The following is a 25,366-nucleotide window of genomic DNA, read 5'->3' as shown; positions in this document are numbered from 1 at the left end:
GTTTCTTTCTGCTTAATGGAATTCTGCTCAGGGGGTGCGGAGCCTGTCAAGACGCGCCGGCAAAAATCCCGGTCCGCCGGCCGACGCCGAGCCCCCGCCCGCACCGCTCCGGCGGCAGGGCGCCGGAGCACGCGGAACGAGGGATCGGTGCAGCTCGGCGAGGGTGCGGCGGGGATGCGGCGGGGGCGCCGCCGGGCGTCAGTCCGGGCGGCCTTCACCGGCGGGCCGGGACCGCGACGCGTCCCGGCCGCCGTCGCCGTCCCGCGCGCCGTGCGCGCCGTCGGCCCCGCGACGGCCGGTGCCGTCGGCGGTGCCGGGCCTGTCGCCGCCCGCGTCGGCCGGGCGGTTCGGGGCGGGGGTGCGTTCTCCGGTGGCGGCTGGGTTCCGGCCGGAGCGGTCGGCCGCGCGCCGCCGCCGCCCTGCGCCCGCCGGTGCCGCCTGCCGCGCCGCCGCCGCCCCGCCGGCACCCGCGTCGGCCGGGCGGTCCGGGGTGGGGTCGGCGGCCCGGTCGTCGGTGGGGCCGGCGGTCCGGCCGCCGTCGGCCGGGGCCTCGGGGGTGTCGGGCTCCGGTGGGGGCGGGGTGCGGTCCGCGAGGGCCGGGGCCGGGGTCGTGCCCGACTCCTCCGCCTCGACCTCGCGCTGGACGCGGCGGACCTGGCGGGTGGGCTCCACGTCCTGCTCCAGCGGCGAGCGGCTCACCGCCGCCGTCAGCTCGCCCAGCGCACGCGTCTGGAGCTCGGCCGCCCCGCGCACGACCGGGTCGTCGTTGTCGCTCCACTCGTCGAGCGCCTGCTCCACCCGGTCCCAGTCCAGCGCGCGGCGGCGGCGCACATCGCGCACCGCCTGCTCGGTGTCGGCCTCCAGGGCCTCGGCGAACCGGCTCGCGCCGGGGGAGGGGCGGGCGTCCGGGCCCGGCAGATGGGTCTCCAGCAGCATCGCCGCGCGCCCCAGCGACGTCAGCGCGTCGTCGGCCTCCTCGGCCTCCTCGCGGGTCAGGCCCGGGTGGAGGACGGGCTCCTGCTTCGCCCGCAGGAACGCCTCGTTCCACGCCGCGTCCGCCGCGCGGCCCGCGAGCAGCGCGTCATGGACCTCGGACCGGCTCTCCGTGGCCGGTTCCGCGTAGCCGCGCACCACCGTGGCCGCGTACCGGCCCGTCCCGGCCAGCCGGTCGGCGAGCCGGTCGAGGATGCGCGGCGTCTCCCACGCCGGGAAGAGCGCGTACGCGGTCATCGCCATCGCGCCGCCCAGCAGCGTCAGCAGCACCCGGTCCCCGGCCGTCTCCTGCCAGGTCTCGCCGCCGAGTCCGAGCAGGAAGACCACGTACGCGGCGGTGAAGCACTGGGACGCGGCGTACCCGGTGCGCATCAGCAGGTACGTGAGCCCGGCGGCGACCACCGCCAGCGCGCCGGTGACCCAGGAGCCGGGGTGCGCGAGCTGCACGGTGGCCGTGGCGAGCCCCACCCCCACGGCCGTCCCCGCGAGGCGGGCCACCGCCCGCGCGTAGGTCTGGTGGAAGTCCGGGCGCATCACCATCACGGCCGTGATCGGCACCCAGTAGCCGTGGTCGGGGGAGACGACCGTCCCGATCCCGTAGCCCGCGCAGGCCACCGCCGCCAGGCGCAGGGCGTGGCGCAGCACCGTGGAGTCCCGGCGCAGCTCGCGCCGGAACGCCCGGTGCAGCACGGGGACCAGCCGCAGCATGGTCGGCCGGCGCAGCGGCCCGCCGTCGCCCTGGCTCCCGCCCGCGCGGGTGGGAGCCAGGGCGTCCCCGCTGTCCGCGATCTCCACCGCCTGTTCCAGCAGGTCGGCCAGGCGCCGGGCGGCGCGCAGGGCCGACCCGTCGAGCGCCCCCGGGTCGAAGTCACCGTCGTACCCGGCGTACGAGGCGTACTCGGCGTAGCCGGAATCCCGGGCCTCCCCGTCGCCCGCGGCGGGGTCCGGGCCCCGGGTGTCGCGCCGCAGCGCCTCGACGGAGTGCTCCGGCACGTTGACCGGCTCCCCGCGGCGGATGGCGCGGGCGGCGGCGTCCAGGATCCCGGCGGCGGTGGCCAGCAGGTCCCGGGCGCGGTCGCGGCCCGGGCCCTCGGCGGGGGCGCCGACCTCGGGGTCGGCGAGGGTCGCCAGCACCGGGCGGATGCGTTCGGCGAGGCCGCGCGACCCGTGCAGCACGGCGGGGCGCCGCCGGGCCTGCGAGGGCGTCAGCGTGGCCGCGTCGCGGGCGGTGGTCATCGGCTCGGCGTCGAACGGCGCCTCGGGGTCGTGCCGCAGCCGACGGGCGAAGTCCGCCAGCGCGGCGAAGGCGTCGGCGAGGGCGTCCCGGTGGGCGCCCCAGCGGCGGATGGGGAAGGCCCAGATCAGCGCCGCCTGCACCAGCCCGCCGAACGCGATGACCCCGGCGTGCTCCAGCGCCTCGGTGACCGAGGTCGGCAGGGTGACGGTGACCAGCATCGCCGCGACGGTGGCGCAGGAGACGATGCCCGCCGTCGGCCCGGCCGACCACGCCATGCCGGCGAGGAAGGTCCAGGTGGCGAGCACCAGCAGGAACGACACCGGATGACCGGCGGCCACGTAGCCGCAGAACGTGCTGATCGCGAGCCCGGCCCCGGCGCCGAGCGCCAGCACCTTCCGCGGACGCCAGCTCCGCTGGAACGTCGCCGTCCCGGCGGAGAACGCGCCCAGGGCGGAGGAGGCGGCGTAGGCCGGGGAGACCAGCCACAGGAACAGGCCGACCACGATCGCCACTCCGGCGGCGGCGCGCAGCGCCACCAGGGGTTCGAGCCGGGTGCGCTCGATCGTCAGCCCGGCGCGCAGGATCGCCCCGAGGACCCGCAGCCATCTCACCCCGCCGAGCCTACGGGCGAGGCCGCCGCGCCGCGGCTCGCTGCGGGGTCGTGTCGGGAGGTCGCTGCGCCGGCGTCGCGTGGGCCGGCTTCTCCAGCCCGTCCGGCGATGGAGGACACGGCCGCAGGCCGTGCACACGGCGACGGCCGGCACCCGGGCGGCAGGACCGGGCCCACGCGCCTCGCCGCCACCGGCCCGCGCGCCACCCACGCCCCCGCACCCCCCTGCCCCCGCAGCTCCATGGCTCCTGCGCCCCGCCCCCCGCCCACCCCGGAGGGTTTCCCCCACCCCCCGGTCCCGCCGCCCGCCCGAGGGCTACCTTGGGGGCATGGTGCGACTGAGAGTGGAGTTCACGACCGAACCCTTCGACCTGGACGAACCGCCGGCGCACGCCCTCGCCGCGCGGGACGTCGTCGAGGGGGCGGGGCTGGACAAGGTGGACGTCGGTCCGTTCGGGAACACGGCGGAGGGCGGGACGGACGAGGTGCTCGACGCCGTCGGCGCCCTGCTGCGCGAGGCGCTGCACAACGGGGCGACCCGGGTGTCCCTCCAGGTCAACGTGGTCGGTGCGGCGGACGCCGACGGCGCCGCGGAGGGCGAGGGATGAGCCTCGACCACGCCCTCGCGCAGGCGGTCAAGCCGCTCGTCGACGCCATGGGCGGCACGCTGATCGAGCCCGCCGACGCGGGGCAGGACGACGTGGTGCTGCACTGGGAGGGCGAGGAGGTCCTCGCCGTGCGGCTGCCGCAGCTCGCGGACTCCCTCGACCACATCCTCGCCGCGCTGGAGCGGCAGCACGGCCGCCCGCTGGCCGAGCTGGACCGCAGGACCAAGCAGTCGGTGGTGCGGACGCTGGAGGCGCGGGGGGCGTTCTCGGTGCGCCACGGCGTGGAGACGGTGGCCGGCGCACTGGGTGTCAGCCGCTTCACCGTGTACAACTACCTGAACAGGGAGAACGCGGCGAAGGGCGACTGAGCCGCCGCTCCCCGGCCGCAGATCACGAGCCGTCGTCCGGTGTTCCGGACGGCGGCTTTTGTGTCCGCGACTTTTCAACAAAGTGTTGACGTCGTGTTCCTGAGGGCGTTAGCTATCCGCAGCCCGTCCGACGCACCGAGATGATCAAGCCACGGAGGCTCCCGTGACTGCACTTGAGAACCCGGGCCTCGCCCGGTTCAACGCCTCCGAGGACAGCGCGGCCGACACCGCGCTGCGCGAGGTCTGCGCCAGCGGCGCCTGGGCGAGCAGGATCCTCGCCCGGCGCCCGTACGCCGACACCGAAGCCCTCTTCGCCGCCAGCGACGCCGCCACGGCGGAGCTGACGGCAAAGGACCTGGCCGAGGCGATGGCCGGTCACCCGCCGATCGGCCGGCCCAAGCCGGGCGACCCGACCTCGTCGCGCGAACAGAGCGGCATGGCCGGGGCGTCCGAGGACCTGAAGGCCGAGATGCTCGAACTGAACCTGGCCTACCAGGACACGTTCGGCCATGTCTTCCTGATCTGCGCCACCGGCCGCACCGGTGAGCAGATGCGGGACGCCCTGCGGGCACGGATCGGCAACTCGCCCGAACAGGAGCGGGAGATCGTCCGCACCGAACTGGGCAAGATCAACCGCATCCGTCTGACCCGCCTCGTAGAGCAGGAAGAAGCATGAGTACCGAAACCACCGCATCGGTGTCCACGCACATCCTGGACACCAGCGCCGGACGCCCCGCGGAAGGCGTCGCGATCTCGCTGTCGGCCCGTGGGGGGCCGGCGGCCGAGTGGCGGCCGCTCGGCGGCTCGGCCACCGACGCGGACGGACGGTGCAAGGACCTCCCGGCTCTGCCGGAGGGAACGACCCGGGTACGTCTCGACTTCGAGACCGAGGCGTACTTCACGAAGAAGCAAGACGCCGAGGCGCAGCAGGACGCCCCCGCGAATCGGGACAGCGGCGTGTTCTTCCCGGAGGTGGCGATCACGTTCGCCGTCGTGCCGGGCGAGCACTACCACGTACCGCTGCTGCTCAACCCGTTCGGCTACTCCGTATACCGAGGGAGCTAGCAGATGCCCACGATTCTGGGACAGAACCAGTACGGCAAGGCAGAGAACCGCGTCGTCAAGATCACGCGGGACGGGGACACCCACCACATCAAGGACCTGAACGTCTCCGTCGCCCTCTCCGGCGACATGGAGGACGTCCACTACTCCGGCTCGAACGCCAACGTCCTGCCGACCGACACCACCAAGAACACGGTGTACGCGTTCGCCAAGGAGTACGGCATAGAGTCCGCCGAGCAGTTCGGCATCCACCTCGCCCGCCACTTCGTGACGAGCCAGGAGCCGATCCACCGGGCACGCATCCGCATCGAGGAGTACGCCTGGGAGCGCATCGAGACCTCCGACGGCAACTCCAAGTTCATCGGCGCCGACGAGGTCAAGCACTCCTTCGTCCGCCAGGGCCAGGAGGTGCGCACCACCGAGATCACCTACGACGGCGAGTCGTGGCAGGTCATCTCCGGCCTCAAGGACCTGGTCGTGATGAACTCGACCAACTCCGAGTTCTGGGGCTACGTCAAGGACAAGTACACGACGCTCAAGGAGGCGTACGACCGCATCCTCGCCACCCAGGTGGCCGCCCAGTGGCGGTACAACTGGACCTCGGACGAGGAGCGCATGCCCCACTGGGAGAAGTCGTACGCCCAGGCCAGGAAGCACATGCTCCAGGCCTTCGCGGAGACGTACTCGCTGTCGCTCCAGCAGACCCTCTACCAGATGGGTTCGCGGATCATCAACAGCCGCAGCGAGATCGACGAGATCCGCTTCTCGCTCCCCAACAAGCACCACTTCCTGGTGGACCTCGAACCCTTCGGGCTCAAGAACGACAACGAGGTCTACTTCGCGGCGGACCGTCCCTACGGTCTGATCGAGGCCACCGTGCTCCGGGACGGCGTCGAACCGCGGATCCCGGTCGACATGACCAACCTCTGACGGACGCCAGGCCGCCGGCCGCCTCGCCCGCCCGCAGTTCGGGCGGGGCGGCCCCGCGGGCCGGAGGGAAGACCATGGCACAGCCCCCCACGGGGCCGGCTCACCCGGCACCGGACACGCTCCTCACCTCCGACGTCCACCCGGTGGACGAGAAGCTCCCCCTCGCGCGGCTCGTTCCCGCCGCGCTCCAGCACATCGCCGCCATGTACGCGGGCGTTGTCACCCCTCCGCTGATCATCGGCCAGGCCGTCGGGCTCGACGCCGCCGGCATGACCCGGCTGATCGCGGCAAGCCTGCTGATCGCCGGTCTCGCCACCATCCTCCAGACCGTCGGCGTCGCGAACATCGCCGGCAACCGGCTCCCGTTCGTCAACGCCGCGTCCTCGGCGGGCATCGCGCCGATGCTCGCCATCGCCGAGACCAGCGCCCCCGGACGCCAACTCCCCGCCATCTACGGCGCGGTGATGGTCGCCGGTGTGTTCTGCCTCCTCGTCGGGCCGTTCTTCGGGCGGCTGCTGCGCTTCTTCCCTCCACTCGTCACCGGCGTCGTCATCACCCTCATCGGCGTCACCCTGATGCCGGTACCCGTCGCCTGGGCGCGCGGCGGCGACGCGACGGCCGCGGACTTCGGCGCGACGAAGTACCTGGCACTGGCCGGCTTCACCCTCCTCGTGATCCTGCTCTTCCAGCGCTTCGGCCGCGGTTTCGTCCGCCAGGTCGCCCTGCTGCTCGGCCTGTTCATCGGCACCCTCGCCGCCATCCCCTTCGGCATGGCCGACTTCTCCGCACTGCGCGAGGCCCCGGTGGCCGCGCTGCCTAGCCCCTTCGCCTTCGGCGCACCCGAGTTCCAGCCCGCCGCCATCCTCTCCCTGTGCATCGTGATGCTGGTGCTGATGACCGAGTCCAGCGCCGGGATGCTCGCACTGGGCGAGATCTGCGAGCGCCGCAGCGACGGACGCACCATCACCCGGGGACTGCGCACCGACGGGATCGCCACCCTCCTCGGCCCCGTCTTCGGCGGCTTCCCCACCTCCGCCTTCGCGCAGAACGTCGGCGTCGTCTCCCTCACCCGGGTCCGCAGCCGCTACGTCGTCGCCGTGGCCGGCGCCGCCCTGCTCGTCCTCGGCGCCTTCCCCGTCCTCGGCGCGGTCGTCTCCCTCGTGCCGATGCCGGTCCTCGGCGGCGCCGGCATCGTCCTGTTCGGCTCCATCGCCGTCAGCGGCATCCGCACCCTCTCCGAGGCGGGACTCGACGACAGCTCCAACATCATCCTGGTCGCCGTGGCCCTCGGCGCGGGCATCATCCCCCTCGCCGCGCCCACCTTCTACGCGGGATTCCCCGCCTGGGCGCAGACCGTCCTCGGCTCCGGGATCAGCGCCGGAGCGCTCGTCGCCGTCGCTCTCAACCTGTTCTTCCACCATCTCGGCACCCGCAGCCACCCGGCTGTGGCACTCAAATCCTCCTAGGGTCCTGCCGTGCCCTCCCCCCGGTCCGGCCGGCCCGGGGGACCGCCGCCACAACCGACAGAAGAAGGACGCACCATGGCACCTTCGGCATCCCCCGACGGCGCGACCGAGCGCATCGTCATCGAGAACTGCGCGATCGCCACCGTCGACGCCCACGACACCGAGTACGCCTCGGGCCATGTCGTCGTCGCCGGCAACCGGATCGAATCCGTCGGCGCGGGCGCGGCCCCCGCCGGGCTCGGACACGTCGTGCGCCGCGTCGACGGCACCGGCCACCTCGTCACCCCGGGCCTGGTCAACACCCACCACCACTTCTACCAGTGGATCACCCGCGGTCTCGCCACCGACCACAACCTCTTCGACTGGCTGGTGGCGCTCTACCCGACCTGGGCGCGGATCGACGAGCCGATGGTGCGGGCCGCCGCGCAGGGCTCCCTCGCCATGATGGCCCGCGGCGGCGTCACCACCGCCATGGACCACCACTACGTCTTCCCGAAGGGCTCGGGCGACCTCTCCGGCGCCATCATCGGCGCCGCCCGCGAGATGGGCGTACGGTTCACGCTCGCCCGCGGCTCCATGGACCGCAGCGAGAAGGACGGCGGACTGCCGCCGGACTTCGCCGTGGAGACCCTCGACGGCGCGCTGGCCGCCACCGAGGAGACCGTCAAGCGCCACCACGACGCCTCCTTCGACGCGATGACCCAGGTCGCCGTCGCCCCGTGCTCCCCCTTCTCCGTCTCCACCGACCTGCTGCGCCGGGGCGCCGAACTCGCCCGCGGGCTCGGGGTGCGCCTGCACACCCACGGCTCGGAGACCGTCGAGGAGGAGCAGTTCTGCAAGGAACTCTTCGGCATGGGACCCACCGACTACTTCGAGTCCACCGGCTGGCTCGGCGAGGACGTGTGGATGGCGCACTGCGTCCACATGAACGACTCCGACATCGAGGCGTTCGCCCGCACCCGCACCGGCGTCGCCCACTGCCCCTCCTCCAACGCCCGCCTCGCCGCCGGCATCGCCCGCGTCCCGGACATGCTGAAGGCGGGCGTCCCGGTCGGCCTCGGCGTCGACGGCACCGCCTCCAACGAGTCGGGCGAACTCCACACCGAGCTGCGCAACGCCCTGCTGATCAACCGCCTCGGCGCCCACCGCGAGGCCGCTCTGAACGCACGTCAGGCGCTGCGCCTCGGCACCTACGGCGGCGCCCAGGTCCTCGGCCGGGCCGACCAGATCGGTTCCCTGGAGCCGGGCAAGCTCGCCGACCTGGTGCTGTGGAAGCTGGACACCCTCGCCCACTCCTCCATCGCCGACCCGGTGATCGCGCTCGTCTTCGGCGCCGCCGCACCGGTGACCCTCTCGCTCGTCGACGGCAGGCCCGTCGTCGAGGCGAACCACCTCACGACGGTGGACGAGGACGCCGTCGCCCGCTCCACGCGGGACGAGGCACGCCGCCTGGCGCGCATCGCCGCGCAGGGCTGACCCCAGGACTCCGGCCGGGGGGGACGGCCCCCGGCCGGCGGCCGTGGACCCGAGCGGGGTCCACGGCAGCCGAAGCCGGGGGGTGCGCGGTCCGTACCGCGCGCCTCCCGGTGACGGTGACTCGTGTCAACGACCCGGGTCGCCACCCGGCTCGTGTCATCGACCCGAGCCCGCACCACGGGCTCGTGTCCGACGACCCGAGCCCGCAACCCCGCACCGCCGGATCGGGCGACCGGTACGTGCACTCCTGCACCACCCGCACCACCTCCTTGACACCACACGTCGCCGACGACGTGTAACCCGACCGGAGGCACCGCCGTGGCCGCGCTCACCCCGACCGCCGATGCAGCAGACCGGAAGCACCCGGTCGACGAAACCCTGCCCCCTCTCAAGATGTTCACCAGCGGCCTGCAGCACGTGGCCGCCATGTACGCGGGCGTGGTGGCCCCGCCGCTCATCGTGGGGGCGGCCGTCGGCCTCTCCGCGAAGGAGCTCACCTTCCTGACCGGCGCCAGCCTCTTCACCGCGGGTCTGGCGACCTTCCTCCAGACGCTGGGCATATGGAAGATAGGCGCCCGGCTGCCGTTCGTGAACGGAGTCACCTTCGCCGGCGTCGCCCCGATGCTGGCCATCGTCGACACCACCGCGGACAAGGACGACGCGCTGCCGATCATCTTCGGCGCGATCATCGTCGCCGGAGTCCTCGGCTTCCTCGCCGCACCCTTCTTCAGCAAACTGGTGCGCTTCTTCCCGCCGGTCGTCACCGGCACCGTCATCACCCTGATCGGCATCTCCCTGCTGCCCGTCGCCTTCGGCTGGGCCCAGGGGCCCAACCCCGGTGCGGACGACTACGGTTCGGCCTCCTACCTCGGCCTGGCCGGCCTCACCCTGCTCGTGGTCCTCGCACTGAGGCGCTTCACCCGCGGGTTCGTCAAGCAGATCGCGGTCCTCATCGGCCTGGTGATCGGCACCCTGATCGCCATCCCCTTCGGGCTCACCGACTTCGGCCCCGTCGCCGACGCCGACGTCATCGGCTTCCCGACGCCGTTCCACTTCGGCGCCCCGCAGTTCGCGCTGGCGGCCATCGTCTCCATGTGCGTCGTCATGGTCGTGTCGATGACGGAGTCCACGGCCGACATGCTCGCCCTCGGCGAGATCGTCGAACGGCCCGCGGACGAGAAGACCATCGCCGCCGGGCTGCGCGCCGACACCCTCGGATCCGCGCTCAGCCCGCTCTTCAACGGCTTCATGTGCAGCGCCTTCGCCCAGAACGTCGGCCTGGTGGCCATGACCCGGATCCGCAGCCGCTTCGTCGTCGCCTGCGGCGGCGGCTTCCTGGTCCTGATGGGCCTGTGTCCGATGGCGGCCGCCCTGATCGCCGTCGTCCCGCGTCCCGTGCTCGGCGGAGCGGGCGTCGTCCTCTTCGGCTCCGTCGCCGCCAGCGGCATCCAGACGCTGGTCAAGGCCGGTCTGGAGAAGGACAACAACGTGCTCATCCTGGCCGTCTCGCTGGCCGTCGGCATCATCCCGATCAGCGCGCCGGAGTTCTACCACGCGTTCCCGGAGACCGCGAAGATCATCCTGGACTCGGGGATCTCCACCGGCTGCGTCGCCGCGGTGATCCTCAACCTGCTCTTCAACCACCTCGGCAAGCGGCGCGACGCGGACGAGGTGACGGCTCCGATGGAGCCGGGAGGGGAGATCTCGGCGCAGCGCACCGCCTCCGAGCCCAAGACGGAGCCCGCCCGCTGACGGGCGGCGTGCCGCCGCGGGCGGGCGCGCAGGTGCGCGCTCCCGGCCGGGTCGGTGCGGGCTCCGGCCGGGTCGGTGCAGGCACCGGCTCCGGCCGGGTCGGTGCGTGCGCGGGCTCCTGGCCGAGCCCGCGCACGGCCCGACCCGCAGGTCCACCTTGGCGCTTCCGCGCCCCGCACGCCCCCGCGTGCGGGGCGTGCGCGCGCAGGGGCGCTTCACGGAAGCACTCCGGCCCTGCCCGGCCCGCCGGGCGGCGGCCGGAGTTCGTGGCCCGGGGCCGTGGTCCGGGCGGAGGGCTCCCCGCCCGGACGCGGCGCTCGGAGGTGGCTCACTGCGCCCTGCGTGCGGGCTTGCCGGGCGGCGGCCGGCGTTCGTGGCTCGGGGCCGTCGTCCGGGTGGGAAGGCTCCCCGCCCGGACGCGGCGCTCGGAGGCGGCTCACTGCGCCCTGCGCGCGGGCTTCCCGGGCGGCGGCCGGCGTTCGCGGACCCGGGCCGCTGTCCGGGCGGAGGGCTCGCACCCGGACATGGCGCTCGGAGGTGGCTCACTTCGGCCTGCGCCCCCGCTCGCCGGGCGGCGGCCCGAACTCGCGGACCCAGGTGCGCCCTCCGAGCCGGCGGGCCCTACCCGGGCCCGGCGTTCAGGGGAGCCCCGCCCTGCGCCGAGCGGCGCGCCGTCCGGAACGGCGGGCGCCGCCGCCCCCGGTGCCCGGCGGCCCCGGAAAATGCAGGGCGGTCCCCGCCGCCCCGCTGGCATGCTGCCGGGCATGGCACGACACACGCCGCCGAAGCCCAGCCTCTACATCTCCGTCGACGTCGAGGCCGACGGCCCCGTCCCCGGCCCCTACGCGATGCTCAGCCTCGGCGCCGCCGTCGCCGGGCGGCAGGACGCCGACGGATACACGCCCGCCGACCCCGCGGCCGACACCTTCTACCGGGAACTGCGCCCGATCGGGACCGACTTCGACCCCGAGGCGCTCGCGGTGAGCGGCCTCGACCGGGAACGGCTGCTGCGGGACGGCGCCGAACCGGCGCGCGCCATGGCGGAGTTCACGGACTGGGTGCGCGAGGTGGCGCGGGCCGCCGGCGCGCAGCCGGTGATGTGCGGGTACCCGGCCTCGTACGACTGGACGTTCCTGTACTGGTACCTGATCCGGTTCACCGGGGCGAGCCCCTTCGGGCACTCCGGCTGCATGGACATGAAGACGCTGTACGCCGTGAAGGCCGGGCTCCCGCTGCGCGCGGTCTCCAAGCGGACCATGCCGCGCGAGCTGCTGCCCGCCCGGCCGCACACCCATCACGCCCTGGACGACGCCGTCGAGCAGGCCGAACTCTTCAGCAACCTGATGGCCTGGGACCCGTCCGCGTCCACCGGCCGCTGACCGGGAGCCTCGCGACCCCGCCCCGCCGGTCACGGTTCCAGCAGCGGCAGACCGGCCCTGCGCCAGGCCGCCCGCACCGCCGTGCCCCCGTCCGTCCAGGGGGCCGCCTCGTGCGCGTCCGGTGTCGTCCACAGCCGCACCGGCTCCCCGGACGGGCCGAGCGGCGGCCAGCCCGGGTCGCCGGTCGCCGCGTAGGACGCCCAGGCGGCCACCATCCGGCGGGACAGGTCGTGGTCGGCCGTGTCCGGGACGCCGCCGCCGACGAGGAAACGCACGCTCTCCTGCCCGAGGGTGCCGAACGCGAACGGCACGTCGGCGCAGTGCCAGGGCCGGACGGTGCCGCCCGCGGCGTCCGTCCGGTGCCGGGTGAAGCGGGACAGGTGCGCCCGGCCGCCCGCGGCCGCATGGGCCTCGGCGAGCCGGCAGCCGTACTCGCCGAACACCGCGTCGCCGTAGAGGGCGAGATACACGTCGAGCACCGGCGCCCCGGGCATCAGCTCCCGGTACTCCTCCACCAGTCCGGCCGGCAGCCGGAGGTCCGCCGCGAACCGTGCGAGCCCCTCCTCGGTGGTGACCTCGGCACTGCTGCCGACCGCGTGCAGCAGCCAGTACTCCTGCGCGGTGTGGCAGACCAGCAGCCCCACGCCCGGGTGCGCGGCACCCCCGGCCAGTGCGACGAGCGGGTCGGCGGCGAGGGTGCGCCCGTCGGCGACGGGCGCGTAGAGGACGGGGTCGTAGTGCCGCGGCTCCGTCTCCGGGTCACCACGGAAGTCCGCGACGACCGCGTCCGACGCGGCCACCAGGGCCTGCGGCGATGCGGACAGCAGCCCCGCCGCCGTCGCCGGCACCCCCGCCGACGCCGCGATCCGCCCGGTCGTCTCCGCGGCGAGCGCCGGGGAGGAGAAGGAGTTGACGGGACTGTGCGCGATGCCCCGCCGGAACAGCCCCCGCGCCGCCTCCGCCACCGTCAGGCAGGCGACCGAGGAGGCCCCCGACGACTGGCCGGCCACCGTGACGTTGCCCGGGTCGCCGCCGAAGGAGGCGATGTTGTCCCGCACCCAGCGCAGGGCGGCGATCTGGTCCAGCAGACCGCGGTTGTCGGGGTGCCGGTCGTCCCCGTCGCCCGCCGGGGGCACATGCCCGAACCCCTCGAAGCCGACCCGGTAGTTCACCGTGACGACGACGAGCCCGGCGCGGCACAGCGCCGTGCCGTCGAAGTCGGGCTGGGCCGAGGACCCGAAGGTGAACGCGCCCCCGTGGATCCACACCAGCACCGGCAGCGCCCCGCCGCCGCCCGCGCTGTCGCGCCGTGCGGGCGTCCAGACGTTGAGGGTCAGCACGTCCTCGTCGCCGGGCGACCAGTACGGCGCCCCCGGCAGCCGCGCGGACTGCGGTGCCACCGGACCGAACCGGGTGCAGTCGCGCACGGCGGACCAGGGGAGCGGCGGGCGCGGCGCCCGGAAGCGGTCGGGCCCGAAGGGCGGCGCCGCGTACGGGATGCCCAGCACGGCCACGGTGTCCGGGGCCGTCACGGCGCCCCGCACCGGACCGGCGGTCGTGCGGAACTCCCCGGAGAATGCGGTCACTCGGCGGTCTCTCCTCGCGTCGGCGGACGCCCGCGGCGGGCGCCCGCCCACGAGCCTGGTCCACCGGCGCCCGCGGCGCCAACACCGGTCGCGGCCCCATTCACGCGGTGACGGTGTCAATCGGCGCCGGGCGCCGGGCGCCGGGGACGCCGGAGCCGTCGCCTCGCCGGGCGCGACCCCGCCCCGCCTCCGGCGTCGGGCCCCGCCCGCCTCCGGCGTCGGGCCCCGCCCCGCCTCCGGCGTCGGGCCCCGCCCCGCCTCCGGCGTCGGGCCCCGCCCCGCCTCCGGCGTCGGGCCCCGTCCCGGCGTCCGGCGCCGCGCCCGGCCTCCGCCCTCACCCTCGGCGCTCGGCGCCACCCCCGGCGCCGGGGCGCTCACGCCGGGTGCGCGGCGCTCCAGTCCGGGCGACGGCCGCTCAGCCCCACGATCCGGTGGAGCAGGGGCGCGCCCTCGGGCACGGGTACCACCGGCCCGAAGATGGCGTCCCGCATCGAGTCGTCGCCCGTCGGCGTCAGCATCTCCCGCGACACCGCGAGACTCGCCTCGTCCACGTCGTACGGCTGGCCCGTGGCGACGGCCAGGTCCCAGCCGTGCACGACCAGTTCGTTCAGCGCGACCCGCCCCGCGACCGCGCCGGGCAGGGTCACCCCGCCCGCCTGGGTCATGCCCTCCCAGGCGTCCGGCCGCCGCCAGGCCGCCGTCAGCTCGGCGAGGCGCTCCGGCAGTGCCGTCCGCCAGTCCCCGGCGAGCACCGGCCTGGACGCGTCCGGCGAGGTCGCCGTCGTCGGCCCGGTCTCCTTCGCCGCGGCGTCGCGGAAGGCCGTCGCCAGACCGAGGAGGTGGGCGAGCATCTCGCGCACCGCGTAGTCGGGGCACGGGGTCGGATCGTCCAGGCGGTCGTCGCGCACTCCGGGCAGCAGCGCGGCGACACCCGCCGCCGCGGCGGCGAGATCGGGGAGCGTCGTCCCGGAGGGACCGGTCGTCTCGGTTGCGTCAGTCATACGGGTAAGGACCGGCCCGGGCGCCGGAACTCATCGGTGCCCGCCCCGGCCACCCGTTTCCCGCAGATCAGGGCCCTTCCCCCGGATCACGGTCCCCCGATCGGGCTACCCACCGTCCGGCGGGCCCCGTGGGGCGGGCCCGGTTTCATACGCTCCCCGCGTGACACCTACTCCTGCGCTCAACACCGGACTCGACGACTTCCTCGACTGGGCCGCCCGGGAGCCGGGCGGCGCGCCGCCCGGCTCCCGGGCACGCGGTGCTGACGCTGCTCGCGCTGCACGGCGCCGACCGCAGAGCGGGAGTGCCCGAACCGACGCCGCGCCTGGTCGCCCGGATCCTCCGCGAGGACCTGCCCGGCCTGCTGGGGGCGTCACCCGAGGAGGCCGCCGCCGTCCCGGCCGTGCTGCGCTCGCTCGCCGACTGCGTCCGCCAGTCCGGGCGCCTGAACGCCAAGCGCCACGCACGGCTCCTCGCGGCCGTCGACGAGGCCGCGCCGGAGTTCGGCGAGGCCGTCGACGACCCGGCACGGCTCACCTGGCACCGCTGGTACGCCGCACGGCTGCGCGCCGACGGCACGGACGCCGGCGACCGGGCCGCCGTGCGGGCCTGGCTCGACACCCACGCCCGCACCCCGCGCGCGGACCGGGTGCCGCTGCCCGGCGGCCTGCACCGCGCCGACGTCGCCGCCCGGACCTTCGCCGTCCGGGCGCTGCTCGCCGAACTGCTGCTGGCCGCCTTCGCCCGCGACGCGCACGAGCCCGGGCCGGCCGGGCCGCTGCTGCCCGCGCCGCCGCTCGCCGCCGACCGGCCCGACGACGCGCTCGGCGACGCGCTGGAGGAGATCGCCGACGCCCTGACCGACCGCTGGACGGCCGAGGGGCTGAGCGCGGCCCTCGCCGGAGCCCACGCCGACCTCGCGCCCGGCCCCGCCGCCCTGCCGCACGCGGCGCTCGCGGACCGGATGCTCGACGAACACCTCGACTACTACGGCGACTCCGCCGTCCCGCTGCCGCCCCCGCCCGCACTCCCCGGGCCCGGCGCCGTCCGGGAGCTGCTGCACGCCGCCCCGCTGCCAGCGGCGCTCGCCGCCGGGACCTTCGGCGACGACGAGGACCTGCGCGAGGTCTCCGAACGCTGCGGACTGCCCGGCCCCGCCACCGCGGTGTGGACCGACGGCACGCCCGCGGAGCTGACCGAGCTCGCCGCGGACGTGCTGGCCGCCCAGGCGGAGCGCATGCCCCTGGTCACCGGCCCCCAGGAGGCGTACTCCTTCGACGCCGCGCACCTCCTCTACTCGCTGTACGAACGCGGCTCCACACCCGAATCGGTCGCCCGCAAGACCGCCGACGCCAGGGCCGACGGCCTGCCGCCCGAGCTGGAGGACGCCCCCGCGCCGCTCTCCCCGGGCGCCCCCGCCGCCTACGCGCTCCCGTCCGCCGGCGAGCTGGCCCGCCTCTTCGGCGTGGCCGCCGTGACCGAGGCCGACCGCGCCGCACTCGACGTCCCCGCCCAGGGCCTGGCGGCACTCGTCGACCAGCTCGCGGCCACCGGATGCGTCTTCCGCACGGGCGACGCCTACGGGCTCACCCCGCTCGGCGCCGCGGCCATGCGCCACGTCCTCGCCGTCGGCCGGGTGGCCGCGCCCGACCGGGACACCGTCGCGACCTGGGACGCGGCCGGGACCGTGGGCGCCGCCCGGCACTGGCCCGCCCGGATCGGCGCCGCCGCGCTCGCCGACTGGGCCGCGCGGCACGGCGGCACGGACGAGGCGTGGGGGCGGCTGCTCGACGCCGTCGCCGCGGTCAAGACCGCCGACCTCTCCCTGACCCGCACCTCCGACTACTTCGCCCGCCTCGATCTCGCCGGCGTCCCCGGCACCGCGCTGCGCGCCGCGCTCACCGACCCGGTCACCGGGGCCGCCGCCCGCCGGGTGCTGCTCGCCCGGGGCGAGCAGGCCCCCGAGGACCAGGTCCCGCTCACCGCCCGCGCCACGGTCCTCGCCGAGGAACTCGACCAGTGCTGGATCGACGACATGCTCGCCCACGTGGAGCGCCGGACCGCCGCGGGCGGCACCGGCATCCCCGGCCCGGCGGACATCCCGCCCGACACCCTGCTCCCCGTCTTCGACGCCTCCGCCTCGGAATGGCCCGGCGGCCCCGCCGCCCTCGCCGAGGCCCTCGCCCACGCCGCCCCCGCCACCGCGCCGCGCGTCCTGGCCACCCTCCAGGCCCACCACCCGGACCGCGCGGTGGCGAACGCGGCCGCCCACGCCCGCAAGACGGCCCACCCCACCCGCCACTGACCCCCGCTCCCGCCACCCGCCCGGCCCGCACCCCGCTACCGTGACCGCATGTCCGCCTTCATACAGCAACTCCCCGCGCTGATAGGCGTCGTGATCGGCGCTCTCGGTTCCTACACGGCGATCATGCGCAGTGACCGCGCGCGGTTCAGGCGGGAGCGGGCGGCGCGGTGGGAGGAGCGGCGGCTGGAGGTGTACGCCGACTACGCGCGGTCGCTGAAGAAGAGCGTCACGCTCAACTACCGGGTCGCCGCGCACCTGGGGAACGATCCGCATCCGCATCCGCTGAGCCCCGAGGAGGCGGCGCCGCTGCTCGCCGCGGCGAGCGACGGGCGGGATCCGTCGGGGGAGGCGCTGCTGATGCTGGGCTCCCGGGAGGCCGTCGACGGCGCCCGTGCCTGGGTGGAGGTGGTGCTGGAGATGGAGGGCTTCCTGCGCGAGGGCCGGCGGGACCCGCAGGCGTGGCAGGCGCTGCTGGCGCGCCAGCGCGAGGCGCGCCGGGACTACTACGCGGCCGTCCGCGACGACATGGCCCTCGCGCCCGGCCACAGCGGCCAGTGGCGCGTCCTGCCCCCGCCCTCCTGACGGTGACGGCGGCAGGCGGGCGCGCTGCGGCGGAGGCCGCGCCCCGGACGGGCCGGTCCGGAACGGGCCGGGATCAGAACGAGGTCTCGCGCACGCTTGCCCGGTCGGACGGTTCGGTCGACGCGGTGATCTCCGAGCGGTGGCGGTCGGCGGCGAAGGTCACCGTCAGCGCCTGCGGGGCGCTCTGCCGCGTACTCGCGGTGAAGCCCTGGCTGGGGACGGCCGAGATCAGGCACACCCCGCCGCTGCCGAACCGCACCGTCGCCTTGCCGCCCTCGGAGTCGATGGTGTGCACCCCGGAGCCGCCCTCCGCGCAGCCCGCCTCCGCCCCGTCGGCGCCGGCCCCCTGGGTCGGCGGAGGCGGTGCGGGGGTGCTCGTGCGCGGGGTGGGGGAGGGGCTCGGCCGGGGCTCCGCCGTCGTCCGGGTGGGCGCCGGGCCGGGCTTGCGCGACGGCGGTGTGGGGCTCGGCTTCCGGGACGGCGGGGGCGACGGGGAGACCGAGGCCGCGGGGGAGGCGTCGAAGCCGTCCGGCGCGGACCGGGCGACCGGCGCCGTCGGCCGGGTCGAACCCACCACGAAGTGGACGGTCAGCATGACGGCCGTGACACTGGCCGCCGTGCACGACAGCCAGATCAGCAGGTAGCGCGGTAGGCGGGACACGACACCATAGTGACCGACCGGCTAACGTGCCTGCTCATGGCCTCCGTACTTGTCGTCGAGGACGACCCCGTGATCCGCGCGGCCCTGATCGAGGTGCTGACCGGGCAGGGCTACGCGGTCAGGACCACCCACCAGGGCTTCGAGGCGCTGCGCGAGGTCACCCAGGACCCGCCGGACATCGTGGTCCTGGACCTCGGGCTGCCCGATCTGGACGGGCTCGACGTGCTCCGGATGATCCGGGGCATATCCCGCGTCCCGGTGCTGGTCGCCACCGCCCGGGACGAGGACACCGAGATCATCCGGCTGCTCAACGCGGGTGCCGACGACTACATGGTCAAACCGTTCTCCGGCGGCCAGCTCGCCGCCCGCATCGCGGCGGTGCTGCGCCGCTCCGTCCCCGCGGGGGCCGACCGCGACCGCCGGCAGGTGGTGCAGGTCGGCGAACTGCGGATCGACCCGCTGGCCCGCACCGCGCACCTCGGAGAACGCGAACTCACCCTCACCCGGAGGGAGTTCGACCTCCTCGCCTATCTCGCCGCCAACGCGGACCAGGTGATGTCGCGCAAGCGGATCCTCGCCGACGTGTGGCAGCAGCCCTACGTGGAGGACCAGACCGTCGACGTCCATCTCTCCGCGCTGCGCCGCAAACTGGGCGAGAAGCCGTCGGACCCCCGGTATCTGCACACAGTGCGCGGTATCGGCATCAAACTGGTCACCGCGCCATGAGGCGGGCGCTCGCGGGCATCGCCCTGGCCGTGACGTCGATGGTGGCGCTCTCCTTCCTCATCCCGCTCGCCCTCCTCGTGCGCGAGCAGGCCCGCGACCGGGTCACCACCGCAGCCGAACAGCGCGCCGGCGCCCTGTCGCCGGTGCTGGCCCTGACCACGGACCGGGCCGACGTCCAGCAGGCCGTCGCCGAGCTCGGCGGGCGTGACCGGCTCGCCGTGCGGCTGCCCGACGGCTCCTTCGTCGGCACCACCCACGCGCCCCCAGAGGCCCTGGACCGGGCGGTCCGCCGCCGCGAGACGCTCTCCGCCGACACCCCGGAGGGCTGGGTGCACCTCCAGCCCGTGGTGCTCCCGAAGGACCGGGTCGCCGTCGTGGAGGCGTTCGTGCCGGGCGCGGACCTCACCCGGGGCGTCTGGGCTTCCTGGGGCGTGATGTCGCTGCTCGCGGTGGGCCTGGTCGCCGGCTCGGTGCTGGTGGCCGACCGCCTCGGCGCCCGGGTGGTCCGCTCCTCGCGCGGGCTCAAGAGCGCCTCCCTGGCGCTCGGCTCGGGCGACCTCGACGTACGGGTGGAGCCGGACGGGCCGCCGGAACTCCAGGAGGCCGGCCTCGCGTTCAACACCATGGCCGACCGGGTCGCCGAACTGCTGGCCGTCGAGCGCGAGATGGTCGCCGACCTCTCGCACCGGCTGCGCACCCCGCTCACCGCGCTCTACCTGGAGGCGGACCTGCTGAGCGGGACCCCCGGCGCCCGGCGCATCAGCGCCGCCGTCGCCCAGCTGGAGAGCGAGCTGGACTCCATCATCGCCGCCGCCCGTACCCCGCTCGCGGCGCACCCGCCGGGCGCCGCCGCGGCTTCTCGGACCGCCGAGCTGACGGAGGTGGTCGCGCTGCGGCTGGACTTCTGGTCGGTGCTCGCGGGACAGCAGGACCGGGTCTGCGAGCGGTCGTTCACCCCGCGCCCCGCCCCGGTGCGCTTCGGCGACGACGACCTGGCCGCCGTCGTCGACGCCCTGATCGGCAACGTCTTCCGGCACACCCCGCAGGGCGCCGCGTTCACCGTGCGGGTGGAGCGGACCGGCGGCCACGCGGTGCTGACCGTCGACGACGCGGGGCCCGGCGTCGACGACCCCGAGGCGGCCCTCACCCGGGGTGTCAGCGCCGGGGGCACCGGCCTCGGCCTGGACATCGTGGCCCGCGCGGCCCGCGCCTGCGACGGCGACCTGCGGATCACCCGCTCCCCGCTGGGCGGGGCGCGGGTGCAGGTCTCCTTCGCCCTCGCCGACGCCTGACCTGCCGGGCGCGCTACAGGCTCAGCGCGTCCTCCGCGTTGTCCACCCACGGGGTCACGGAGTTGGTGTCGGGCGAGACATGGAGACCGGGCGTCGGCGCGCCGAGGGGCGTCTGCTCCAGGTCGGAGTCCGTCTCCATGGTCATCGCGATCGAGCCGACGGTCGTGCCGGGGCCGCCGTCGTCGGGACCGCCCATGAGGCCGGCGTAGGCGGTCGCGCCCGGCGCGAGCAGCAGCGCGTCCTCGATGCCGGGCGCCTCGCCCCGCTCGGTCGCCGCCCCGTCCAGGTCGCCGAAGGTCACCACGGGGTGGCCGAGCGCCCGGCAGGGGCGGGACCCCTTGTTGGTGACCTTCAGCAGATAGCTGCCGGTCGTGGGCTCCGCGAGCGTCGCGGTGAACGTCAGCACGGCCGTTCCGCACGGGAAGACGTCGTCCCCCGGGCCGTCGCCGCCTGCCCCGTCCTCCGATGCCGATGCCGAGGGCGATGCCGGTGCCGGTGCCGACGGTGACGCGGTCGCCGACGGCGAGGCGGTCGCCGAGGGGGCCGCGGAGCCGGCGGGCGTGGGCTTCCCGGCTCCCGCGGCCCCGTCGTCCTCCGCGGGCCCGCAGGCGGCGGTCAGGGCGAGGGCGGTGACGGCGGCGAGGACGGCGGCGGCTCTGTGTACGGTGCGCATGGTGTGTTCCCCCGGATGAGATGCGTCCGGCGCTCCGTGCGCCGGCCCCGCCATCAGCGTCCCGCGGCATCTTCACAGCACGGTGACGGGCGTTCGCCGTTTCGACCACGGCCCGCACGGGTGACCCGGGTGGATCACGGGGCGTCCGGTCCTCCAGAATGTCCCGCAGTCCGACGAGCACGTCAGGGAAGGGGTGCGATCTCGCATGGCCGCCAACGCAGACATGGTGTCCTTCATCGAGGCGCGGCTCGCCGAGGAGGAACAGATCGCGCGCGAGGCCGGCGGCCAGAACTGGAGATGCCCGGCCGACCGGCCCGGGGAGGTGTGCGACCGGACCTCCGGAGTGGCGTTCACCGTGCGCGGCGCCGGCTTCGACCGCCACATCGCCCTGCACGATCCCGCCCGGGTGCTGGCCCGGATCGAGACCAGCCGTGTGCTGCTGGACGAGTACCGCGAGATCGCCCACCGGGACACCGACCGCCCCGCCGACGACTTCGACTCCGGCCGCGCGGTCGGCCTCGGCTTCGCCGTCCGCCAGCTCGCGGCCGACTACGCGGGCCACCCCGGCTACCAGGCCAGGTGGCTGCCCCGCTTCATCCGCTAGCACCCGGCCCCGGCCTCGCGGCCTCGCGTCCGCCCGCGCCACGGGGCCGCCGGCCCGGCCCCGCGTCCGCCGGTCCGGCAGGGCCTCGCCCGGGCCTCCCGGCCTCGCGTCCGCCCGCGCCGCGGGGCCGTCGCCCCGGCCTCCCGCCTTGCGTCATCCGCGTCCGCCGGTCCGGCAGGGCCTCGCCGGGGCCTCCCGGCCTCGCGTCCGCCGTTGCCGCAGGGCCGTTCCCGGGCCCCGCGTCGTCCGCCTCCGCCATCGCCGGTCCGGCAGGGCCTTGCCCCGGCCTCGCGGCCCCGCCTCCGCCCGCGCCGCGGGGCCGTCGCCCCGGCCTCCCGCCCCGCGTCGTCCGCCTCCGCCGGTCCGGCAGGGCCGCTCCCCGGCCCCGGCTCCGCGTCATCCGGGGGCGGGCCTGGCCCGCCCCCGCCCCCTCACCGCAGGTCGAGCCGCATCAGCACGCGGGGATGGCCGGCGAGGACGGAGGTGGTGTCGGCGGCGTGGGTGAATCCGGCGCGTTCGAAGTTCGCGCGGAGACCGGCGTAGGCCATGGTCAGGTCGACCCGGGCACCGCCGTTGTCGAGCGGGTACGCCTCGACCGCCGGGGCGCCGTGGGCGCGGGCGAATGCGACGGCGCCGGCGATGAGATGGTGGGAGATGCCGGACTTGCGGTGTCCGGGGCGGACCCGGACGCACCACAGCGACCAGACCGGCAGGTCGTCGACGTGAGGGATCTTGCGGTTGCGCGCGAACGTCGTCTCCGAGCGCGGGGCCACGGCCGCCCAGCCGACCGGCACGTCGCCGTCGTAGGCGAGGACCCCGGGCGGCGGGTCCGCCCGGCAGAGACCGGCCGTGTACTCGCCGCGCGCCGGCCCGCGGAGCTCCTGGTTGAGCCGCGAGGGGATCCGGTAGCTCAGGCACCAGCAGACGTTCGCCGTCGGCGACTTGGGGCCGAGCACCGCGCGGACGTCCGCGAAGACCGATGCCGGGCGTACCTCGATGGTCATGGCGCCACGATGTCACGGAGCCGGTGGTGGCGCCCGCCGGTCAGGGGCGTGCCGTCGGTGGGATACGAGGTGTCCGGCCGGGGCCGGACACCTCCCCCCTCGGGGCCGGGGAGGTCAGCGCCCGGCGCCGAAGTTCTGGGTCCACCAGGGGCCGCCGTCGCCCATGTGTACGCCGACGCCCAGCTCGTCGAAGGAGCAGTTGAGGATGTTGGCCCGGTGGCCGGGGCTGTTCATCCAGGCGTCCATCACGGCCTCGGCGTCCGCCTGCCCGCGGGCTATGTTCTCGCCCAGCGTGGACCACGCGTACCCGGCGGCCTCGACCCGGCTGGTCATCGTCGAACCGTCCGGCCCGGTGTGGGACATGACGCCGGACGCGGCCATCACGTCGCTGTAGTCGTCGGCCGCCTTCGTGAGCTTCGCGTTGGCCGTCACCGGGCCGCAGCCGGCCGCCGCGCGCTCCTTGTTCACCAGCGCCAGCACCTGCGCCTCGACGCCGTCCGGCGTCGTGTCCGAGCCGCCGCCGGAGTTCGAACCGGAGCCGGACGAGTCCCCGCCGCCCTGGGATCCGCCGCCGGAGCCCGTCGTCGCCGGAGCACGGGTCGGGCTCGCCGACGCCTTCTTCTTCGCCGCGGCCTTCGCCTCCGCCGCCCGGGCCGCCTCCTTGCGCGCCGCCTCCGAAGCGGAGCGGTCCGGCTGCGGGGAGAGCGTCGCGCCGGGCAGCGGCGACCGGGACGGGCTCGCGCTCGCCGCGGGCGTGTCCGCGGGGCGCGGCACGGCCCCGCCCTGCGGGCCCGTCGCCGTGGTGACGTCGGGGGCGCCCGCGGCGACACCGTCGGCCGCCCCGTCCCCCCGGCCGTCCGTGAGGACGGTGGCACCGACGCCCGCCGCGACCGTGAACGCGCCGAGCGTCAGCACGGCGTTACGGGCCAGCCCGCCCTTGGGGCGGGCGTGCGAACGGGATCGGGACCGTCTGCCGGCCCGGTGGGAACTCATGCGTACGGCACCTCGGTGGTAGTCGGTCACGCACAATCCCGGCAGGCGCCTCGGCGCCCGCCGGGATCCGTGGGGGGTTGTCCTGAGCGTAAGCCCGGCCGCCGCCCCTGCGGGTGCTCACGGGCTCTTCTTCAAGAAGCCATAAGAAAGCCGCCAAAGTCCCGTCAGGCGGCCCGTCCCGCCGCCGGACGCGTCCCGGAGCGGAATTGGTCTGCCGCAATTGTCCAATGCGCTGGTCCCGGCGCCCCGCAGGCGCTTGGATGACAGATGGTCAGGGAGTGCGGGACGGGCAGGGACGGGGCGTGCGGCATGGGGTTACGGGTGGCGGCCGCGATCGACTTCGGTACGCACGGGTCGGGCTTCGCCTGGTGCGCGGTGAACGAGGGCGAGGAGCCCGCCGACCGGCGGATCGACTTCTTCGACCAGTGGAAGGACCAGCCGGTCAGCTACCCGAAGAACCTGTCCGCGCTGCTCCTCGACGACGACGGCCGGGTCCTGGAATGGGGCTACGCGGCCCGCCGCGCCCGCGCCAACAAGGTCAAGGGCCGCTTCGAGAGCGGGTTCAAGACCTGGCTGAAGCCGGACGCGGAGGAGGGCGGCACCCCCGAGGAGGCGAAGGCGCTGGTCGCCGCCTATCTGCGGGAGCTGCGCAACCGGGCCCTGCTCTCGATCACCGGCGGCGGCTTCCACCCCGACGACGTGCGGTGGTGCCTGACCGTCCCCGCCATCTGGGACGACGCCGAGCGCAATCTGATGCGGCAGGCCGCGGAGGAGGCCGGATTCCCCGCCGGGCGGGAGCGGTTGATCCTGGTCACCGAGCCGGAGGCGGCCGCCGTGTACTGCGCGGTCGACCAGGGTGCCGGTATCGGCGGCGACGCCACCGTGCCGACCCTGGTCGTCGACTGCGGCGGCGGCACCGTCGACATCGCCGGGTACCGGGACCGCGGTGACGGCACGCTGGAGGAACTCGGCACGCCCGTCGGCGGGAAGCAGGGGTCCGACTACATCAACCGGCGCTTCGAGCGGGAGTTGGCGCGGCGGATCGGCCCCGAGGCGTACCGCGCGCTCCAGGAGCGCGAGCACGAACTGCTGGCGCTGCTCGACGGGTTCGAGGGCGCGAAGACGTCCTTCCGCGTCGACTCCGACGAACCGGTGCGCGTCCAGCTCTCGTTCGCCGCCGGCAACACCATCACCCGGCACGGCGGCCTGGAGCGGCTCGCCTCCAGCCAGAACGGCGTCGACGACGAGATCGTCCTCACCGCGGACGTGATGCGCACGCTCTTCGAGGGCACCGTCGACCCGCTGGTGCGCCAGGTGGTGACCCAGGCCCGTGCACTGCTGGCCGACCGCGAGCCCGGCGAGCCGCTGCGGATCGTGGTGGTGGGCGGCTTCGCGCAGTCGCTGTACGTCAGGTCCCGGCTGACGGAGGACGTCACCCGGGAGTTCGGCGAGCGGGTGCGCGTCGTGATCCCGCCCAGCCCGGCCCGCGCGGTCCTCGCGGGCGCCGTGCACTACGCCTGCCGGCCGGAGATCGTCCACTCGCGCCGGGCCCGCAGCTCGTACGGCGCCGCCGTCGCGCTGCCCCGGAAGCTGTTCGACCGCGGCGAGGTGGCGGGCCTCCCCGTCCAGCGGGGCGCGAACGGCCGGGCCTTCCGGCTGGGCCACCTGCAGGTGTTCGTCCGGGCCGGGGACTCGGTGCGGGTGGGGTCGGAGTGGCGGCTCGCCCTGCGGCCCGTCGACGCGGCGGACACCCGTCTGCTGGTGGCGGTCTACTCGTCGCCCGACGCCGGGCTGAAGACCGTCAACAGCCCGGGTGCCCAGTGGACGGGGGAGGTCGTCGTCGACCTGTCCGGTCCGCTCGGAGAACGGGACGAGGACCCCGTCGTCGAGGTCACCTTCCGGTTCGGCGGCACCGAGATCGAGGTGAGCGCCCGGAACCCGGCCGGCGGGGTGTACAGCACCGTGCTGAACTTCCGCTCCGAGCCGGAACCCGAGCAGCCCGCGGACGCCCCGCCCGGTCCGGCGGCCGACCGCCTCCCCGGACGCTGAGCACGCCCGCC

The 25,366-nt window shown here is 75.4% G+C and carries 22 protein-coding genes; 15 read left to right on the top strand and 7 right to left on the bottom strand.

What is annotated here, in order from left to right:
* Positions 1–198: 198 nt before the first annotated feature.
* The gene (locus JE024_RS06620; protein WP_205372698.1) at positions 199–2,841 is read right to left on the bottom strand and encodes an FUSC family protein; all 2,643 of its coding nucleotides are present in this window, start codon (positions 2,839–2,841) and stop codon (positions 199–201) included.
* Between the two features lie 331 nt (positions 2,842–3,172).
* Between JE024_RS06620 and JE024_RS06615 the strand changes: the two genes are divergently transcribed.
* The 9 genes from JE024_RS06615 (at position 3,173) to JE024_RS06575 (ending at position 11,881) form a co-directional block, all read left to right on the top strand.
* Positions 3,173–3,448: a thiamine-binding protein gene (locus tag JE024_RS06615; RefSeq protein ID WP_205376408.1), complete on the top strand. Its 276-nt coding sequence runs from the start codon at positions 3,173–3,175 to the stop codon at positions 3,446–3,448.
* A complete protein-coding gene (locus JE024_RS06610) occupies positions 3,445–3,816 on the top strand; it encodes a helix-turn-helix domain-containing protein (RefSeq protein ID WP_205372697.1) in 372 nt (123 codons plus the stop codon). Before JE024_RS06615 ends, JE024_RS06610 begins: the two co-directional genes overlap by 4 nt.
* A gap of 163 nt (positions 3,817–3,979) precedes the next feature.
* A complete protein-coding gene (gene uraD, locus JE024_RS06605; RefSeq protein ID WP_205372696.1) occupies positions 3,980–4,492 on the top strand; it encodes a 2-oxo-4-hydroxy-4-carboxy-5-ureidoimidazoline decarboxylase in 513 nt (170 codons plus the stop codon).
* Positions 4,489–4,881, top strand: coding sequence for a hydroxyisourate hydrolase (gene uraH, locus JE024_RS06600; RefSeq protein ID WP_205372695.1), 393 nt, complete (start codon positions 4,489–4,491; stop codon positions 4,879–4,881). The genes uraD and uraH overlap by 4 nt, the downstream gene beginning before the upstream one ends.
* 3 nt (positions 4,882–4,884) lie before the next feature.
* Positions 4,885–5,808: a factor-independent urate hydroxylase gene (gene pucL / locus JE024_RS06595; protein ID WP_205372694.1), complete on the top strand. Its 924-nt coding sequence runs from the start codon at positions 4,885–4,887 to the stop codon at positions 5,806–5,808.
* A 74-nt stretch (positions 5,809–5,882) separates the two neighbouring features.
* The gene (locus JE024_RS06590; RefSeq protein ID WP_205372693.1) at positions 5,883–7,274 is read left to right on the top strand and encodes a nucleobase:cation symporter-2 family protein; all 1,392 of its coding nucleotides are present in this window, start codon (positions 5,883–5,885) and stop codon (positions 7,272–7,274) included.
* Between the two features lie 75 nt (positions 7,275–7,349).
* Positions 7,350–8,750 carry an 8-oxoguanine deaminase gene (locus tag JE024_RS06585; protein WP_205372692.1) on the top strand — a complete coding sequence of 467 codons (1,401 nt, stop codon included), beginning with the start codon at positions 7,350–7,352 and terminating at the stop codon, positions 8,748–8,750.
* Positions 8,751–9,143: 393 nt separating this feature from the next.
* The gene (locus tag JE024_RS06580) at positions 9,144–10,502 is read left to right on the top strand and encodes a nucleobase:cation symporter-2 family protein (protein ID WP_205376407.1); all 1,359 of its coding nucleotides are present in this window, start codon (positions 9,144–9,146) and stop codon (positions 10,500–10,502) included.
* 764 nt (positions 10,503–11,266) lie between these two features.
* Entirely contained in the window at positions 11,267–11,881 is a 615-nt protein-coding gene (locus JE024_RS06575; protein ID WP_205372691.1) for a 3'-5' exonuclease, read from the top strand.
* Positions 11,882–11,910: 29 nt separating this feature from the next.
* Here JE024_RS06575 and JE024_RS06570 read toward each other — a convergent pair whose 3' ends face one another.
* Positions 11,911–13,467, bottom strand: a complete 1,557-nt coding sequence (locus JE024_RS06570; protein WP_205372690.1) for a carboxylesterase/lipase family protein — start codon at positions 13,465–13,467, stop codon at positions 11,911–11,913.
* A 374-nt stretch (positions 13,468–13,841) separates the two neighbouring features.
* Positions 13,842–14,468 (bottom strand): TIGR03086 family metal-binding protein, encoded by a 627-nt coding sequence (locus JE024_RS06565; protein WP_205372689.1) that lies wholly within the window; start codon positions 14,466–14,468, stop codon positions 13,842–13,844.
* 257 nt (positions 14,469–14,725) lie between these two features.
* On the opposite strand from JE024_RS06565, the gene JE024_RS06560 reads away from it, so the two are divergent.
* Positions 14,726–16,771: a hypothetical protein gene (locus JE024_RS06560; protein WP_244882629.1), complete on the top strand. Its 2,046-nt coding sequence runs from the start codon at positions 14,726–14,728 to the stop codon at positions 16,769–16,771.
* 48 nt (positions 16,772–16,819) lie between these two features.
* Positions 16,820–17,353, top strand: coding sequence for a hypothetical protein (locus JE024_RS06555; protein WP_205372688.1), 534 nt, complete (start codon positions 16,820–16,822; stop codon positions 17,351–17,353).
* Positions 17,354–17,426: 73 nt separating this feature from the next.
* Here JE024_RS06555 and JE024_RS40915 read toward each other — a convergent pair whose 3' ends face one another.
* Positions 17,427–18,014 (bottom strand): hypothetical protein, encoded by a 588-nt coding sequence (locus tag JE024_RS40915; RefSeq protein ID WP_244882627.1) that lies wholly within the window; start codon positions 18,012–18,014, stop codon positions 17,427–17,429.
* Between the two features lie 36 nt (positions 18,015–18,050).
* Here JE024_RS40915 and JE024_RS06545 point away from each other — a divergent pair, with 36 nt between their 5' ends.
* Positions 18,051–18,740 (top strand): response regulator transcription factor, encoded by a 690-nt coding sequence (locus JE024_RS06545; protein ID WP_205372687.1) that lies wholly within the window; start codon positions 18,051–18,053, stop codon positions 18,738–18,740.
* On the top strand, positions 18,737–20,032 hold the full coding sequence (locus JE024_RS06540; RefSeq protein WP_205372686.1) for a sensor histidine kinase: 1,296 nt from the start codon (positions 18,737–18,739) through the stop codon (positions 20,030–20,032). Before JE024_RS06545 ends, JE024_RS06540 begins: the two co-directional genes overlap by 4 nt.
* Positions 20,033–20,045: 13 nt before the next feature.
* Here JE024_RS06540 and JE024_RS06535 read toward each other — a convergent pair whose 3' ends face one another.
* Entirely contained in the window at positions 20,046–20,705 is a 660-nt protein-coding gene (locus tag JE024_RS06535) for a DUF4232 domain-containing protein (RefSeq protein ID WP_205372685.1), read from the bottom strand.
* 205 nt (positions 20,706–20,910) lie between these two features.
* On the opposite strand from JE024_RS06535, the gene JE024_RS06530 reads away from it, so the two are divergent.
* Entirely contained in the window at positions 20,911–21,309 is a 399-nt protein-coding gene (locus tag JE024_RS06530) for a DUF6221 family protein (RefSeq protein WP_205372684.1), read from the top strand.
* Between the two features lie 431 nt (positions 21,310–21,740).
* Here the strand turns inward: JE024_RS06530 and JE024_RS06525 are convergent, their stop codons facing one another.
* On the bottom strand, positions 21,741–22,313 hold the full coding sequence (locus JE024_RS06525; protein WP_205372683.1) for a GNAT family N-acetyltransferase: 573 nt from the start codon (positions 22,311–22,313) through the stop codon (positions 21,741–21,743).
* A gap of 114 nt (positions 22,314–22,427) precedes the next feature.
* A complete protein-coding gene (locus JE024_RS06520; protein WP_205372682.1) occupies positions 22,428–23,306 on the bottom strand; it encodes a CAP domain-containing protein in 879 nt (292 codons plus the stop codon).
* A gap of 309 nt (positions 23,307–23,615) precedes the next feature.
* On the opposite strand from JE024_RS06520, the gene JE024_RS06515 reads away from it, so the two are divergent.
* Positions 23,616–25,355 (top strand): Hsp70 family protein, encoded by a 1,740-nt coding sequence (locus JE024_RS06515; RefSeq protein ID WP_205372681.1) that lies wholly within the window; start codon positions 23,616–23,618, stop codon positions 25,353–25,355.
* The last annotated feature ends 11 nt before the right edge of the window (positions 25,356–25,366 follow it).

Source organism: Streptomyces zhihengii (assembly GCF_016919245.1).
GTDB lineage: Bacteria > Actinomycetota > Actinomycetes > Streptomycetales > Streptomycetaceae > Streptomyces > Streptomyces zhihengii.
The sequence above is the reverse complement of the archived record's forward strand: the minus strand, read 5'-3'. Positions and strand labels throughout refer to the sequence as shown.